The organism is Sulfitobacter aestuariivivens, from assembly GCF_014763045.1.
In the GTDB taxonomy this organism is placed as follows: domain Bacteria; phylum Pseudomonadota; class Alphaproteobacteria; order Rhodobacterales; family Rhodobacteraceae; genus Sulfitobacter; species Sulfitobacter aestuariivivens.
In genome coordinates, this window is the sequence record NZ_JACTAG010000002.1 from 342,338 (window position 1) to 356,700 (window position 14,363).

12 protein-coding genes are annotated in these 14,363 nt (G+C 60.3%); 5 read left to right on the forward strand and 7 right to left on the reverse strand.

All coding sequences use genetic code 11. The annotated features are described in order from the left end of the window. Positions 1–4: 4 nt before the first annotated feature. Together H9Q16_RS11465 and H9Q16_RS11470 are read right to left on the reverse strand one after the other, a co-directional pair. Positions 5–1,093 (reverse strand): pyridoxal phosphate-dependent aminotransferase, encoded by a 1,089-nt coding sequence (locus tag H9Q16_RS11465; RefSeq protein WP_191075567.1) that lies wholly within the window; start codon positions 1,091–1,093, stop codon positions 5–7. Continuing rightward, positions 1,090–2,013: an aminotransferase class IV gene (locus tag H9Q16_RS11470; protein WP_191075568.1), complete on the reverse strand. Its 924-nt coding sequence runs from the start codon at positions 2,011–2,013 to the stop codon at positions 1,090–1,092. Before H9Q16_RS11470 ends, H9Q16_RS11465 begins: the two co-directional genes overlap by 4 nt. 183 nt (positions 2,014–2,196) lie before the next feature. Between H9Q16_RS11470 and H9Q16_RS11475 the strand changes: the two genes are divergently transcribed. Further along, positions 2,197–3,558, forward strand: coding sequence for an MmgE/PrpD family protein (locus H9Q16_RS11475; RefSeq protein ID WP_191075569.1), 1,362 nt, complete (start codon positions 2,197–2,199; stop codon positions 3,556–3,558). Positions 3,559–3,562: 4 nt separating this feature from the next. On the opposite strand, the gene H9Q16_RS11480 is transcribed toward H9Q16_RS11475, so the two are convergent. Then, a complete protein-coding gene (locus H9Q16_RS11480) occupies positions 3,563–4,528 on the reverse strand; it encodes a DNA topoisomerase IB (RefSeq protein WP_191075570.1) in 966 nt (321 codons plus the stop codon). A gap of 7 nt (positions 4,529–4,535) precedes the next feature. Beyond that, positions 4,536–4,751, reverse strand: a complete 216-nt coding sequence (locus H9Q16_RS11485) for a hypervirulence associated TUDOR domain-containing protein (protein ID WP_191075571.1) — start codon at positions 4,749–4,751, stop codon at positions 4,536–4,538. A gap of 151 nt (positions 4,752–4,902) precedes the next feature. On the opposite strand from H9Q16_RS11485, the gene H9Q16_RS11490 reads away from it, so the two are divergent. Next, on the forward strand, positions 4,903–6,543 hold the full coding sequence (locus H9Q16_RS11490; protein ID WP_191075572.1) for a sulfatase-like hydrolase/transferase: 1,641 nt from the start codon (positions 4,903–4,905) through the stop codon (positions 6,541–6,543). Positions 6,544–6,605: 62 nt separating this feature from the next. Here H9Q16_RS11490 and H9Q16_RS11495 read toward each other — a convergent pair whose 3' ends face one another. The 3 genes from H9Q16_RS11495 to H9Q16_RS11505 all read right to left on the reverse strand — a co-directional run bounded on the left by H9Q16_RS11495 (position 6,606) and on the right by H9Q16_RS11505 (position 9,256). After that, positions 6,606–7,391, reverse strand: coding sequence for an ABC transporter permease (locus H9Q16_RS11495; protein ID WP_191075573.1), 786 nt, complete (start codon positions 7,389–7,391; stop codon positions 6,606–6,608). Then, a complete protein-coding gene (locus tag H9Q16_RS11500; protein ID WP_191075574.1) occupies positions 7,384–8,151 on the reverse strand; it encodes an ABC transporter ATP-binding protein in 768 nt (255 codons plus the stop codon). Before H9Q16_RS11500 ends, H9Q16_RS11495 begins: the two co-directional genes overlap by 8 nt. Before the next feature lie 85 nt (positions 8,152–8,236). Continuing rightward, positions 8,237–9,256: an ABC transporter substrate-binding protein gene (locus H9Q16_RS11505; protein WP_191075575.1), complete on the reverse strand. Its 1,020-nt coding sequence runs from the start codon at positions 9,254–9,256 to the stop codon at positions 8,237–8,239. Positions 9,257–9,362: 106 nt separating this feature from the next. On the opposite strand from H9Q16_RS11505, the gene H9Q16_RS11510 reads away from it, so the two are divergent. The 3 genes from H9Q16_RS11510 (at position 9,363) to rpe (ending at position 14,347) form a co-directional block, all read left to right on the forward strand. Continuing rightward, positions 9,363–12,569, forward strand: coding sequence for a 2Fe-2S iron-sulfur cluster-binding protein (locus tag H9Q16_RS11510; protein WP_191075576.1), 3,207 nt, complete (start codon positions 9,363–9,365; stop codon positions 12,567–12,569). Continuing rightward, positions 12,566–13,567 (forward strand): NAD-dependent epimerase/dehydratase family protein, encoded by a 1,002-nt coding sequence (locus H9Q16_RS11515; protein WP_191075577.1) that lies wholly within the window; start codon positions 12,566–12,568, stop codon positions 13,565–13,567. Before H9Q16_RS11510 ends, H9Q16_RS11515 begins: the two co-directional genes overlap by 4 nt. A gap of 90 nt (positions 13,568–13,657) precedes the next feature. Beyond that, on the forward strand, positions 13,658–14,347 hold the full coding sequence (gene rpe, locus H9Q16_RS11520; RefSeq protein ID WP_191075578.1) for a ribulose-phosphate 3-epimerase: 690 nt from the start codon (positions 13,658–13,660) through the stop codon (positions 14,345–14,347). Positions 14,348–14,363 lie beyond the last annotated feature (16 nt).

The window sequence follows — 14,363 nt, forward strand, 5'->3', positions numbered from 1 at the left end:
GGCGTCAGCCTTCCTCAAGAAACCGCGCGACGCTGGCCAATAGCAAATCGTTCTGTTCCGGTGTGCCCATCGAAAATCGCATCCAATCTTCAAGGCCAGCCTCGCGGGTGCGGGTCACAACCAGACCGGCATCTTCAAACAGATGCACAACCAAAGCTTCGGTCTGCGCTGCGTCTCCGGTTGTGACCATCAGAAAGTTTGTGCGCGACGGAAGGATCCGCAAGCCGCGCTGTGTCAGGACCCCGGCCACCCGCTCGCGTTCCGAGATGGTCTCGGCCACGCGCATATTCACGACCGCCATATCCTGCAATGCCGCCTCTGCTGCGGCTTGCGCAACAGCGTTAACACTTCCCATGCCGCGTGCGGCATAAAGGCCGGGCAACATGTCCTTGGGCACATGCGCCCAACCGACCCGCAGCCCCGCCAACCCGTACGCCTTGGAAAAGGTTCGGGTGACAATCACGTTCACCCGGTTCCGGGCCAGTGTATGTACAGCGTCGCAATAGGCATCGTCGACAAATTCGCCATAGGCCAGATCCAGGACCAGAGGAATGTGAGGCGGCACATGATCGACCAGGCGCTCGACTTCGCTCAGCGGCAGCAGCGTGCCGGTCGGATTGTTGGGATTGGCAAGAAACAGCAATTTTGTCCGCTCAGTGATCGCGCCCAACAACGCATCAACATCTGTTGTAAAGTCGGCCTCGGGAGCCTTTACGATGGTGGCACTTTGCCGGCGCGCGCACATCTCGAACTGAATGTAGCCAAAAGCCGAGATCAGTATCTCATCCCCCGCACGAGCGAAGTTCCGGGCAATCACATCGAGCAGTTCTTCGGACCCATTGCCGCAAATAATCGTTTCCGGGTCCAACCCATTGGCCTGCCCCAGCGCATCGCGCAGTGCGTCACAGTAGGGCGTGCCGTAGGCATAGACGCGCGGCATCATGGCTTCCAGCGCGACAGCGACCTTGGGTGTGGGGCCATAGGGCAGCTCATTGAACCCCAGATTGACGACTGGCAGACCTTTGGGCTGTTCGCGCGTGATCCGGCCCCGCACGACAATTGGGTCAAGATAGCTTTGGGGGGCGTCGGTCATGCGTTGTCCTTCACGTGTTGGGCTATCAGCGCCTTGTAGAGCGCTTGTATCTGCGCGGTCACCGGGCGACTGCCGTCACCGATGGGCTTGCCATCAATGCTGGCGACAGGCGTTTGCGCCCCGAAGGTGCCGGTCAGAAACGCTTCGTCGGCGCTGTATGCCTCGTAGAGGGAATAGTTTTTCTCATGAATAGGGATACCATTGGCACGGCAAAGATCGATCACCTTCTGCCGCGTGACCCCGTTCATGCAGTAATCCCCGGTCGAGGTCCAAACCTCGCCTGCGCGCACGATGAAGAAGTTGCAGGCATTGGTGGTGTTCACAAATCCATGCGGATCGAGCATCAACGCTTCGTCCGCCCCTGCGGCCTCGGCCTGCAGGCATGCGATGATGCAGTTCAGCTTGGAGTGGCTGTTCAGCTTTGGATCCTGGCTGTGCGGCAATCCCCGCACCTGTGGCACTGACGCGAGCCGAATGCCCGCCGATTGCAACCGGTTGACGGGGCGCGAATGCTCCATGATGATCACCAGGGTCGGTCCCGATGTGCTGAGCGCCGGATGCTGGAACGGTTTATCCTTGATCCCGCGTGTCAGCATAAGGCGACAGTGTACATCACCTGTCATCCCATTTGCTCGTGCGGTCTGGCGCATCGCCTCGGCAATCCCCGCGCGGTCCATCCCGACCTCTAGCGAGATCGCCTTGCAGGAACCGAAAAAGCGGTCCATGTGTTCGTCAAAAAAGGCCCAGACGCCGTCATAGAGCCGCATCCCCTCCCAGATCCCGTCTCCCAGCATAAACCCGCTGTCATAGACCGAAACGCGTGCGTCATCCCGGTGCACGATATCCCCGTTCAGGAATATCCGGATGTCGCGGTTGCGGATGTCCTCATCTGCGTCGTGGGTCGTCTGATGGTCCGTCATACGGGGGCTCGCGGCAGGAAACTGGGTGAAATCAGTGTTAGCACCTTTCGCAGGCTGCACCAGCCACATCCCGGCGCAAAGCCTCATCCGCGACAGGGACGTTCGTGCAATGTCGCAAATGCCCAAGGGCGGCATCGCGGGCTTTCTATCATCGAAATGACGCCGCACCACAGGAGACCTGCCATGTTGCCTCAGAAGATCAGCCAATTCATACTGGATATGGGTCCCGGCGATATGCCTGCTGAAACGCTTGAACGGGCGGCGTTGCTCATGCTCGATACATTGGGGATCGCCATCGCGGCAGGCCCAATGGAAGCAGGCATTCTGGCGCGTGAAACCGCCTGTCGGCTTTATGGCACCGACAGGGATAAAGACCGCGCCTGGATGATGTGTGACGGTCGCAGTGCCAGTCTGGCAGGTGCTGCGTTTGCGATTGCCAGCCAGACCGATAATCTGGACGGCCATGATGGGTTTAACCCAACCAAGGGCCACATCGGCGTTGCGGTGGTGCCTGCGCTGATCGCGCTGGCGCAGCATCTGCCGCACCTGTCGGGCCGCGATGCGCTGGCCGCGCTGGTTGTCGGGTACGAGGTTGCCGGGCGCGCGGGGTTGGCACTGCACAACACGGTCAGCGATTATCACACCTCTGGCGCGTGGAACGCCCTGGGTGTTGCTGCCCTCAGCGCTCGGGTGCGCGAGGCATCCAGCGCGCATCTGCGCGAGGCTTTGGGCATTGCCGAATATCATGGCCCGCGCAGCCAGATGATGCGCGAAATCGCCAACCCTACGATGCTGCACGACGGATCAGGCATGGGTGCGATGGTAGGCATTTCTGCCACAATCATGGCCGAACTGGGATTCACCGGGGCCCCCGCAATTACCGTCGAATCCGATGATGTCGCGGCCTACTGGGCGGATCTTGGGTCGGTCTGGCAAACTCAGCAGCAGTATATCAAGCCCTATCCCATCTGCCGCTGGGCCCATGCGCCCATAGACGCAGCACAAAAAATCTGCACGGAACACGGTGTTACCCATGAAATGGTAGAGCGCATAGAGATCCGCAGTTTCCCCAACGCTGTGGCGCTGTTTCCTGAAATGCCCGAAACGACCTCGCAGGCGCAATACTCACTTGCTTTCGCGGTTGGTTGCATGATCCGCCACGGGAACATCGGTCTGGATCAGATTTCGGGCGCCGGATTGCAGGATCGGGATGTTGCGGCACTGGTCTCGCGCACCCACCTGAAGGTTGACGCACGTCACACGGCGCGGTTCCCTTCTGGGCGGTGGGCGGATATGACGATGACGCTCAAGGATGGCCGGGCACTTTCTTCCGGCGATATCAATGCACGTGGCGGGCCAGATGACCCATTCTCGGAAGCGATGATCGTGGACAAGTATCGCAGCTTTGCCGTCCCGGTGCTGGGGTCCGCCCGGGCAGACGCCATTGCACAAGCTTGCCTAGCCATGACGCAGCCGGAGGTTTCATTCAACACGCTTCTGACGCTTCTCAAGGATCCAGCGGAGGCACAGCTGGCAGCTCAGTGAGCGATCACTGACGTTCGAGAAAGTCCAACATGCGGCTTTCAGCGGCAAATAGTCCGGAACGCGTCTTGGTTTCCGTCAAGGTTTTGTGCGCGCCCGCCAGATCGATCACAGCTGGATGAATGTAGCTTGCGCGTGCGATCGTCGGCGTGTTGCTCAGTCGCGCCGCTGCGGCCTCTGACATGGCCTTGATGGTGGCGCCGCCCTTTTCGGCAACCTCGTAAGCGGCCAGGGTCCCGGTCCATGTGCGAAAGGTCTTGGCTGTTGCTCCCTCGATGCCGGCGGCGTCGGCAAGATAGGCATTCAGCGCGGTGGAATTGAGGCTGCGCACGCAGCCGTCATCGTCAATCCAAGAAAGCAGTTCAGCGCCAGGCAGGTCGTCGATCTTGGCCAGAATCCGCGCCAATGTACGGTCATTCAGGCACCGACGCACGCGCTTGCCGCCCTTGGCCTTGTAGGCCAGATGTATCCGGTTTCCATCAAGCCGCACATGGCGGTTGCGCAGGGTCAAAGCCCCGTAACTGCCATTCTCCCGGGTATATTCGGGGTGACCCACCCGCATTGATGTGCGGTCAATGAGGGCTACGGCAGCCGCAAGGGCAAAAGCCCGCTCGCCCGCATCTTCGTTCAGGTCCCGTTGCACGCAGCGCCGTACGCGCGGCAGCACGGTGCCAAAATCCACCAGCCCCGCAAACTTTGTCTCGGCCTGTGCTGCGGCCCAGTCGGGGTGATAGCGATATTGCTTGCGGCGGCGCTGATCGCGTCCCGTCGCCTGCAGGTGACCGTTGGGCAAAGGGCACATCCAGACGTCCTCATAGGCTGGCGGCACAGCGAGCGCCTCGAGCCGCCTTCGCTCTGCCCCACGTGCAATCGCACTGCCATCGGGTGCCACATAGCTGAAACCCCGCCCACGCCGCCGCCGCGTGATCCCGGGTCGGTCATCGCTGACATAAACAAGGGCAGAGGCCGCCATGTCCACTTCAGACCTTACGCACTTCGGAGGCCAATTTCAGCACCGCGTCGCCATCATCCTGCTTGATGTAGAGGGCGGGATCATCTGAAGAGCCATCACGCGTCACTTCCGTGCCCTTGATCTTGCGCGTGGTCTTTTCTTCGAATTTGCTTTGTATCTTACCTGTTCCGGTCCCATTGCCCCAGTCCCATTCTACCTTGTCGCCTTCACTGTAACTTGCCATTTCTCACTCCTCTTCACTGCAAGCAGAACCCGCCACCCGGTGGCACGGTTCCCGACAAAAACGGCACCGCCTCTTTTCATTCCGGTGCAGCAGCAGCATGATCGACAGACACACAAAGGAACCGCACCCGCCCGTGTCTCAGCCTGACCATATGAACATTCTATTCATCATGTACGATCAGCTACGCTGGGATTACCTGAGTTGCGCGGGGCATCCGCATCTGCACACACCGAACTTTGACCGGGTGGCACAAATGGGCGTGCGCTTTACCAACGCCTACGCGCAATCCACCATTTGCGGAGCCAGCCGCATGTCGTTCTACACCGGGCGCTATGTGCATTCGCACGGGGCGGCCTGGAATGGTTTCCCGCTCAGAGTGGGGGAACAGACAATGGGCGACCATCTGCGCGCTGCCGGGATGGCGTGCTGGTTGATTGGCAAAACCCATATGACGGCAGATGCCGACGGGATGGCCCGCCTTGGGCTGTCGCCAGATACAAAGATCGGCGCGCGTCAGGCAGAATGCGGGTTTGATGTCTGGCATCGCGATGACGGACTGTGGGCACAAGGTCCGGACGGGTTCTATGATGAAAGACGCTCGCCCTATAACGAATATCTGAAATCAAAAGGCTATGATGGCGAAAACCCCTGGCACGACTATGCCAACGCCGCCGACACGGATGGCGATATCGCGTCAGGCTGGATTTTCGCCAATGCCGACAAAGCCGCCAACATCGCCGAAGAAGACAGCGAAACGCCCTGGCTCACATCTGAAACGCTGCGCTTCATGGATCAGGCAAAGGGGCCGTGGTGTGCCCACGTCAGCTATATCAAGCCGCACTGGCCCTATATCGTGCCGGCCCCCTATCACAACATGTTCGGCGCCAACCAAGTGCCTGCCGCCGCGCGACACGCAAAGGAACAAGAGGACGCCCAACCCGTCTTTGCAGCCTACATGCAGAACCGTATCGCACAGGCCTTTCAGCGCGATGAGGTTCGACAGAAAGTGATCCCGGCCTACATGGGCCTGATCAAGCAATGCGACGATCAGTTGGGCCGCATCCTTGATGATCTGGAAGAAAAGGGCCGGCTGGAAAGCACAATGATCGTGCTCACCTCCGATCATGGCGATTACCTTGGCGACCACTGGCTGGGAGAAAAGGATCTGTTTCACGACCAGTCGGTGAAGATCCCGATGATCGTCTATGACCCGCGCGCGCAAGCCGATCCCACACGGGGCACGACCTGCGACGCACTGGTCGAATCCATTGATCTGGCCGCCACTTTCACGTCATTTGCCGGGGCAACGGTGCCCGCGCATATCCTAGAAGGGCGTGACCTGGCGCCCTGGCTACACGGCCAGACACCGCATTGGCGGGAATACGCGATTTCTGAATTCGACTACTCGGCGACGCCGCAAGGGGCAAAGCTGGCGCTGGCCCCACGCGATTGCCGTTTGTTCATGGTTTTTGACGGACGCTACAAGCTGATGCATGCAGAAGGTGGCCTGCGCCCCATGCTCTTCGACCTGCACGAAGACCCGGATGAATTCGACGATCTGGCCAAAACGTCCGCCGATCACCCCGCGCTCGAAAAACTGTATGGCCATCTTCACGAGTGGTCGCGCCGGATGTCCCAGCGTGTCACCGTGTCTGATGCCGACATTCTCAACAAGCGCGGCAAATCCCTGCGTCGCGGCGTGCTCCCCTTCCTGGTCGACGGAACCGAAGTGCCAGCGGAACTGTTTGAAAAATATAGCGGAAAGACGCGCCAGAAACACGCCAAAGACTGACAGCTCTCTCATCTTCTGGCCAAAAATATCCCGGGGGTCCGGGGGCTGGCCCCCGGGGTGCGTCAGACCCGCCAGCGCAACAGCCGCTTTTCCACCATTCCGATCCCATAAGAGACAATCACCCCAAGCACCGACAGGATCACGACCCCTGCAAAAAGCCGCTCCAGGTCATAAAGGCTCCCCGCGTTCAGGATATAGGCGCCGATCCCGTACTCGGCGCCCAGCATCTCTGCAGCCACCAGCAGAATAATCGCAATTGTCAGCGAGATCCGAAGCCCTGACAGGATGCCGGGCATGGCGCCTGGCAGCACGATCTTCCAGACGATAGATCGCCAACTCAGCCCGAAACTCTGCCCCATACGAATGAGCGTGCGGTCGACGTTGTCCACCGCGCCATAGGTTGCCACCACCGTAGGCGTGAATGTCCCGAAGGCGATCAGGGCATACTTGCTGGCCTCATCAATCCCAAACCAGATCACGAACAGCGGCAAGAGCGCGATCTTGGGGATCGGGAATATTGCCGCAACCAGGGGAACCAACCCGGCCCGGACAAGGCTGAAAAGCCCGATCAGCACGCCGACGGTAATCCCCGCCGTCGCGCCCAGTGCGGCCCCGACAACAAGGCGGGTCAGGGACGGAACCAGATGATTGAAAAGCTGCCCGGACTGGTAAAGCTCACCAAAGGTCAACGCCACATCAGAGGGACGTGGCAGCGTTAGCGAGGTTATCCAGCCTGTCCGCGTCCCCCATTCAGCCATCGCGATCAGCAGGACAAAAACCACCAACCCCACGCCGCGCCGCCGTTCAGGTGTAAAACCACCGCCCCGAAAGGTCACGCGTTCAGACATGCAACAGCTCTGCGTCCGCTGCAGCCGCCTCGTCACGCATCAGTCCCCACAGATGCTGCTGTTGCCGCTCAAGCATCGCATCCCCATGGGCGCGCTCGGCCAGCGGCAGATCGATCTCGACCACGTCCCTTACCTGCCCGGGACGGCGCGACAGCACGACGATTTGGTGGCCCAGACGCACCGCTTCAGCCAGATTGTGGGTGACATAGACAGCCGTGAAGGGCGCGCGCGTCCAAAGCCCCACAAGATCATCCATCAAAAGCTCGCGCGTCTGCGCATCCAGCGCCGAAAGCGGTTCATCCATCAGCATCACTGCCGGGTTAACGGCCAAAGCGCGGGCAATGGCCACGCGCTGTTTCATGCCGCCTGATAGCTGCTTGGGCAAGGCCGCGCGAAATTCGCTCAGCTTGGTGCGCACCAGAACGTCGGCAATGATCTGCGCCCGCTCAGCCGCACCCAGCCCATGATCTTCCAGAACCAGCGACACGTTGCCTTCCACCGTGCGCCAGGGCAGCAGCGCGAAGTCCTGAAAAATATACGTCAGCGGGTTGAGGCACCCGGCGGGCGGTGCGCCCAGCTGGAGTACCTCGCCCGCAGTCGGTTTTTCCAAACCGCCCAGCAGCCGAAGCAAGGTGGACTTGCCACATCCCGACGGGCCGACAATACAGACAATGCGGCCTGACGGAAAATCCAGCGAGATATCCCGCAAGACTTCCGTTTCACCGTATTGGTGGTGAATATTCCGGGCTCTCAGGTCCAACGTAGGGCTCCGCAGGAGGGGTGGCACACGCCACCTCCCCGCATGACCCGATGATGGGTGCGAACCCCCATCCAAAGGCCAAAGGTCACGCCCCTACTGTCTCCACGTAGGAGGTATCGATCAGCTGATCGAGAGTGATGCCGGCATCCACCAGATCCTCGGATTGGAACCACTCCAGCTGATCGCGCACAGAGGCGACGTTCAGTTTGGCCCCTTCGTTCAATCGCATGGTACCGTTGATGATGGATGGCGCCGCCTTTTCGCGCGGACGGTCGGTGTAGACGTACTTGTGAATAAGATCGACCATCTCGTTCACCCCGTCATCGCCCCCCGATTTGTCGATCATGGTGCTGTTGTAATCGCTGACACCCTTCGAGAACCCGCCAAGGAAGCTCTTGGTCATCTCCTGCTCATCGCTGGCATTGGTGGCAGAGGTAAAGACGGTGGTGACCTGATAATCGGGAAGATAGGTGGCAATATCGCCAATGATATGCACCGCGCCGGACCCGCTGAGCGGTTTGGCGATATGCGGCACGATCGACCATGCGTCGATCTGGCCCGATTTGAGCGCGCCGATGATGGCGCCGACCTTTTGCAGCGGCTTGAAAGACATTTCGATGCCTTCCGCCGCTGCGATCTTGGACCCCATATAATGGAACGATGACCCGGGCTGCGTCACGCCCCAGCTTTTGCCTGCCAGCTTGGCCGGTGTGTCGATACCGGCCTGCATCGCCGCATCGGACACAAGGATCTTCTGACCGTCGATCCCCGCCTCCTCCTGCAGGGCCCCACCGATCACCTTGATCGCGCCCTTGTCGGCCAATGAAACCAGTCCGCCCGAAATGGCGGTAACCGCATAATCCACATCGCCACTTGCGATTGCCACCGCCATTGGCTGGGCCGCCTGAAAGAACCGCAACTCCACATCAAGACCAGCATCCGCAAAGTAGCCGCGTTCAAACGCGACAAAACTGCCTGAATGACTGGTAAAGCGCAGCGCGCCCACAGTGATTTTTCTGTTCTGCGCCAGCGCCGGGGCCGCGAGCCCCACAGCTGTTGCGGCACCCATTGCGCCTAACATCGTGCGACGGTTGAAATGCGTCATTTTCTCTCTCCCATTATCAGTAATTTGATCAAGAATGGGCAGCGCTTGGTTGTAGAGTCAAGCGCTGACACTGGCATTCTCATGGGCAGTGTGGAACACCATTGGCATGAAACTGTTCTCTGCCCGGTCCCGCCCTGTGCACATGGGAAGCTACCCATTAGAGCGCCTGCGTCGTCTGACCAAGCCGATGGATGAGTTGCCGCAAATCCCCTTTCCGACACTTGATTTTGACCGCCCGGACGACCCCGAAAGCATCGTCAATGCCATGGGGCCCTTCCAAACGATGATGGATGTGCTGCGTTCCGGGAAAATAAATGCCGCCGAAGCGAATATACCCGATGACCCGGCAACACGCGCAGAACACCTCAAGGCCTTCGGTTACTACAACGATGCGTCGATGATGGGCATCTGTGCCCTGCCACATGCAGCCCGCCTTGCCAGCCCCCGCCGCAATGCTGACCGGGACCGTCTGGCGCGTGATCTGCGCGAAAAACAGACCAAGACACTGGCCGCGGGGGTCGATGTGATCATGGCCAACCTGCGCGAAGCCGCGTCAGCGCCCGAGCACGATTTGGGCGCGCACACCCATGCCATCGTCATCCTGCAGGCTTTCCCTCGAGATCCACGCGGTGACGAGACTGGCACAGATTGGATCAGGGATGCGCAGGCCCACCGCGCGGCGATCCGCACCTCCGAAAATGCCACCGTGCTGGCCGAATACATTCGCCAGCTGGGATTTGACGCAAGCGCGCATTCGCCAACCGCCTCGGACGTGCATCTGGGTCAGCTAACCCTTGCTGCCGGCCTTGCTGTGTTCGAGAACGGCATCCTGCAGGCCCCATGGGTTGGTGATCGATTTGGGGTCGCCGTGGTGACAACCGACATGGCTCTTGCCGCTGACTTGCCCCTCGCCCCACTGGCGCAGCAACCGTGGTCCGTGCTCAAGGGCCCCCATTGGCAATTGGGCACCCACGGCGGCCTCTCTGCCCGCACCCAGGACCCCTATGCGCGCCGTGACTTTGCGGATGGCCCGCATCCCTTCGAGACACTCAAGCGCGTAAAGGACCCCACGACCTATATCGACGCACCCAACATCCCCCGCGTGCCAAAGCGTACGGATATGTTCGCACGTGGCCAGTTCGGCGATATGGGCCCGAAAGTGCAGAACGCCATGTTGGGCGGCCACCACATCATCAAAAGCGCACCATCTGCGGCGCAACGGCCCTTGTTGGGCGCAATGATCTTGTTACAGGATGGTCCGGTTGCCTCCGAGGCGCTTCAGCCAGATACCGCGCGCAACGCCGCCAACCTCAAGGCGGCCAGCTATTTTCTGGGCTCGGATGCGACGGGCCTTTCGGCGTGTCCCGACTGGGTCTGGTACAGCCATGACCCCACCGGCACACCCATCGATCCCCCGCACGATCAGGCGGTCAGCATCATCATCGACCAGGGCTATGACACGATGGAAGGGGCGTCAGGTGACGACTGGATCAGCGTGGCCCAGTCCATGCGCGCCTACCTGCGGTTTGCCATTCTGGGCGGCATTCTGGCGCAACACCTGCGCAACCTAGGCTACCCTGCAAAGGCGCACACGGTCATGGACGGGGATATCCTGCAGCCCCCTCTGCTGCTGTTGTCCGGACTGGGCGAGGTCAGCCGCATCGGCGAAGTTATTCTCAATCCTTTTCTGGGGCCGCGCCTCAAATCCGGCGTCGTCACGACCACCTTGCCGGTCAACCACGATAAGCCTATTGATTTCGGTCTGCAAAAGTTCTGCGAAGCTTGCAACAAATGCGCGCGCGAATGCCCGTCCGGCGCGATCACCGCAGGGCCCAAGACCATGTTCAATGGCTATGAAATCTGGAAAAGTGACAGCCAGAAATGCGCCACCTACCGGATCACCAACCAAGGCGGCGCGATGTGCGGGCGCTGCATGAAAACCTGTCCGTGGAACCTCGAAGGCCTCTTTGCCGAAGCGCCGTTTCGGTGGGCCGCGATGCGCATGCCAACCGCGGCACCAATGCTTGCCAGGCTGGATGACAAGGTTGGCAAAGGCCGCCTCAACCCCATCAAGAAGTGGTGGTGGGACATCGAAATGAATCGGGAGACGGGCCGTTTCGATACACCCGCGGCACCGGTCAACGAACGCGACCTGCAAACCGATCTTGATCTGAAGTTCGAGGATCAGACCCTTGCAGTCTATCCGGCCCCGCTTGCCCCCCATCCGTGGCCCTACCCGGACCCGATGAACCGCGAGGCCGGTATCAAAGCGCATGCCGCTCTCCTTTCGGCAGACGAACACCGCGCCCGAAACGCCGCCGGGAAGACCGATCATCTGCACCTTTATAATCCGGGGACCGATGCGCCGGTCCTGGATTTGCGCATCAGCGACATTCAGGCGCTCAGCGACAGCGTAACCCTATACGAGCTGACCCACGCGCTAGGTCACGACCTGCCCGCATGGACCGCAGGCGCGCACCTTGATCTGGTTGTCGCGCCAGAGTTTCTACGCCCCTATTCGCTATGTTCCGACCCGGCCGACCGCAGCCGGTATCATGTGGCGGTTCTGCGCGAGGACGCAGGGCGCGGTGGATCCACCATGCTGCACCGCATCTTCACGAAAGGCCGTCGCGTCTTTGTGGGCAAACCAGAGAACCACTTTGAACTTGTTGAAACCGCGCCCCATTCCCTGTTGATGGGCGGCGGCATCGGGATCACGCCCATGATCGCTTTTGCACACCGTTTGCACGCACTTGGCCAGCCTTTCGAGCTTCACTATTCCGCCCCGTCCCGGAAAGCGGCGGCCCTTCTTGACAGTCTCGCCGCCCAAGCGTGGTCAGATCACGTGCACTTTCATATCTCGGATGAAGGTACCCGGTGTGATCTCGGGGCTGTCACATCCGCGGCACCTGCAGGCGCGCACGTCTATACCTGCGGTCCTGATGCCTACATGCAGGCGGTGATTGATGCGGCTGAAATCGCAGGCGTGCCCGAGGACAACCGCCATCTGGAATACTTCTCCACACCTGAGGTGCCAGAGTACGTCAATCATCCCTTCACCCTGCGTCTGAAAACAGGACGCGAAATCACCGTCGCTGAGGATCAAACCGCATCGGATGCGCTCATTGATGCGGGAATCCCGGTGGACATCAAATGCTCGGATGGTATTTGCGGCGTGTGTAAGTGCGGTGTCACATCCGGCAAGGTTGAACACCGCGATTTTGTGCTTTCGGCCCGACAAAGGGAAACGGCGATGATCCTGTGCCAGTCCCGTGCGGCGGACCCGGACGGGGTCCTGGAGATTGATCTATGAGAACCGCCCTTGTGACCGGATCCTCAGGCTTTATCGGCTATTTTACGTCGCTGGCACTGCTTGAGGCCGGCTGGCGCGTGGTCGGCTTTGACAGCCTGTCGGACTACTACGACGTCACTCTCAAGGAACGCCGCCAGCAGATGCTGTCGGAGCATGAGAACTTCAGCGTTATCAATGATACCCTTGAGACACCTGATCGCTTGATGCTGCTTTTTGCGGACCAACGGCCCGACATCGTGATCCATCTGGCCGCCCAGGCGGGTGTGCGCCATTCCATCGATGCGCCACGCGCCTATCTCAACGCCAATCTCATCGGCACCTTCGAATTGCTCGAGGCCGCGCGCGCCTATCCGCCAAAACACATGCTGCTGGCATCAAGCTCGTCGATATTCGGTGCCAACACGGAAATGCCCTACCGCGAGGCAGACAAGGTGGACACACAAATGTCCTTCTATGCCGCCACCAAGAAAGCGACCGAGAACATGGCGCATTCCTACGCGCATCTTTACGCGCTGCCCACGACGATGTTCCGCTTTTTTACCGTCTACGGTCCCTGGGGGCGCCCTGATATGGCGCACTTCAAATTCACCAAGGCAATCCTGCAGGGCGATCCCATAGACATCTACAACCACGGCAAGATGCAGCGGGATTTCACCTATATCGACGATCTCGTCGCTGCGATCATCGCGCTGATCGACAAGTTGCCCGACCCGGCCCATCCGGTGGCTGGCGACAGTGTCTCTGCCGTGGCGCCGTTTCGCACTATCAACATCGGCAACAATGCCCCGGTATCGCTGATGGACTTCGTGCAGGCGATCGAGGTCGCCTGCGGCACCGAAGCCATCAAGACATTCCACCCGATCCAGCCGGGCGATGTGCCTGCCACATGGGCCGATACGTCTCTTCTCAACACGCTCATCGGGCCACGCGCGGCCACTCCCCTTGCCACAGGTCTGCAGCGCTTTGTGGATTGGTACCGCGGCTACTACAAGATCTGACCACGCGCCCTTTCACCCTTTTAAAAATACCTGATCCCCACCTTTCCCCGCCCGCCTCGGCCCGTTATGAAGCGCCAAAAGGAGACACCCATGACCTTCGATCGCGCCATCAAGATCGCCCCATCGATCCTCGCTGCCGACTTCGCCAACTTTGGCGCGGAATGCGAAGCTATCGAGGCGCAGGGCGCGGATTGGGTGCATGTCGACGTGATGGATGGGCATTTCGTACCCAACATCACCTTCGGTCCGGCAACCTGTGCGGCACTGCGCCCTCACATCAAGGGCGTGATGGACGTGCATCTGATGATTGCGCCGGTTGATCCCTACATCGAAGCGTTTGCGCAGGCCGGCGCCGATGTGATCACGGCCCACGTTGAAGCCGGGCCGCATATTCATCGCACGCTGCAGGCGATCAGTGCGGCGGGTGCCAAGGCGGGTGTGGCTCTCAACCCCGGCACGCCTGCACATGCCGTTGCGGATCTGCTCGATCTCACGGATCTGATCTGCCTGATGACAGTGAACCCAGGGTTTGGTGGTCAGAAATTCATCGACATGGGCGACAAGATCCGATCCTTGCGGGCGATGATCGGGGACCGGCCTGTCCACATTGAGATCGACGGCGGCGTCGATCCCGACACCGCCCCACTGGTCGCCCGCGCCGGCGCCGATGTTCTGGTGGCGGGGTCGGCTGTGTTCAAGGGGGGGTCGGTCGATAATCCCGGCCCCTACGGCGACAACATCCGCGCGATCCGGCAAGCCGCATCGGGTGTCTATACCTGACAGACGATCGCGCAGT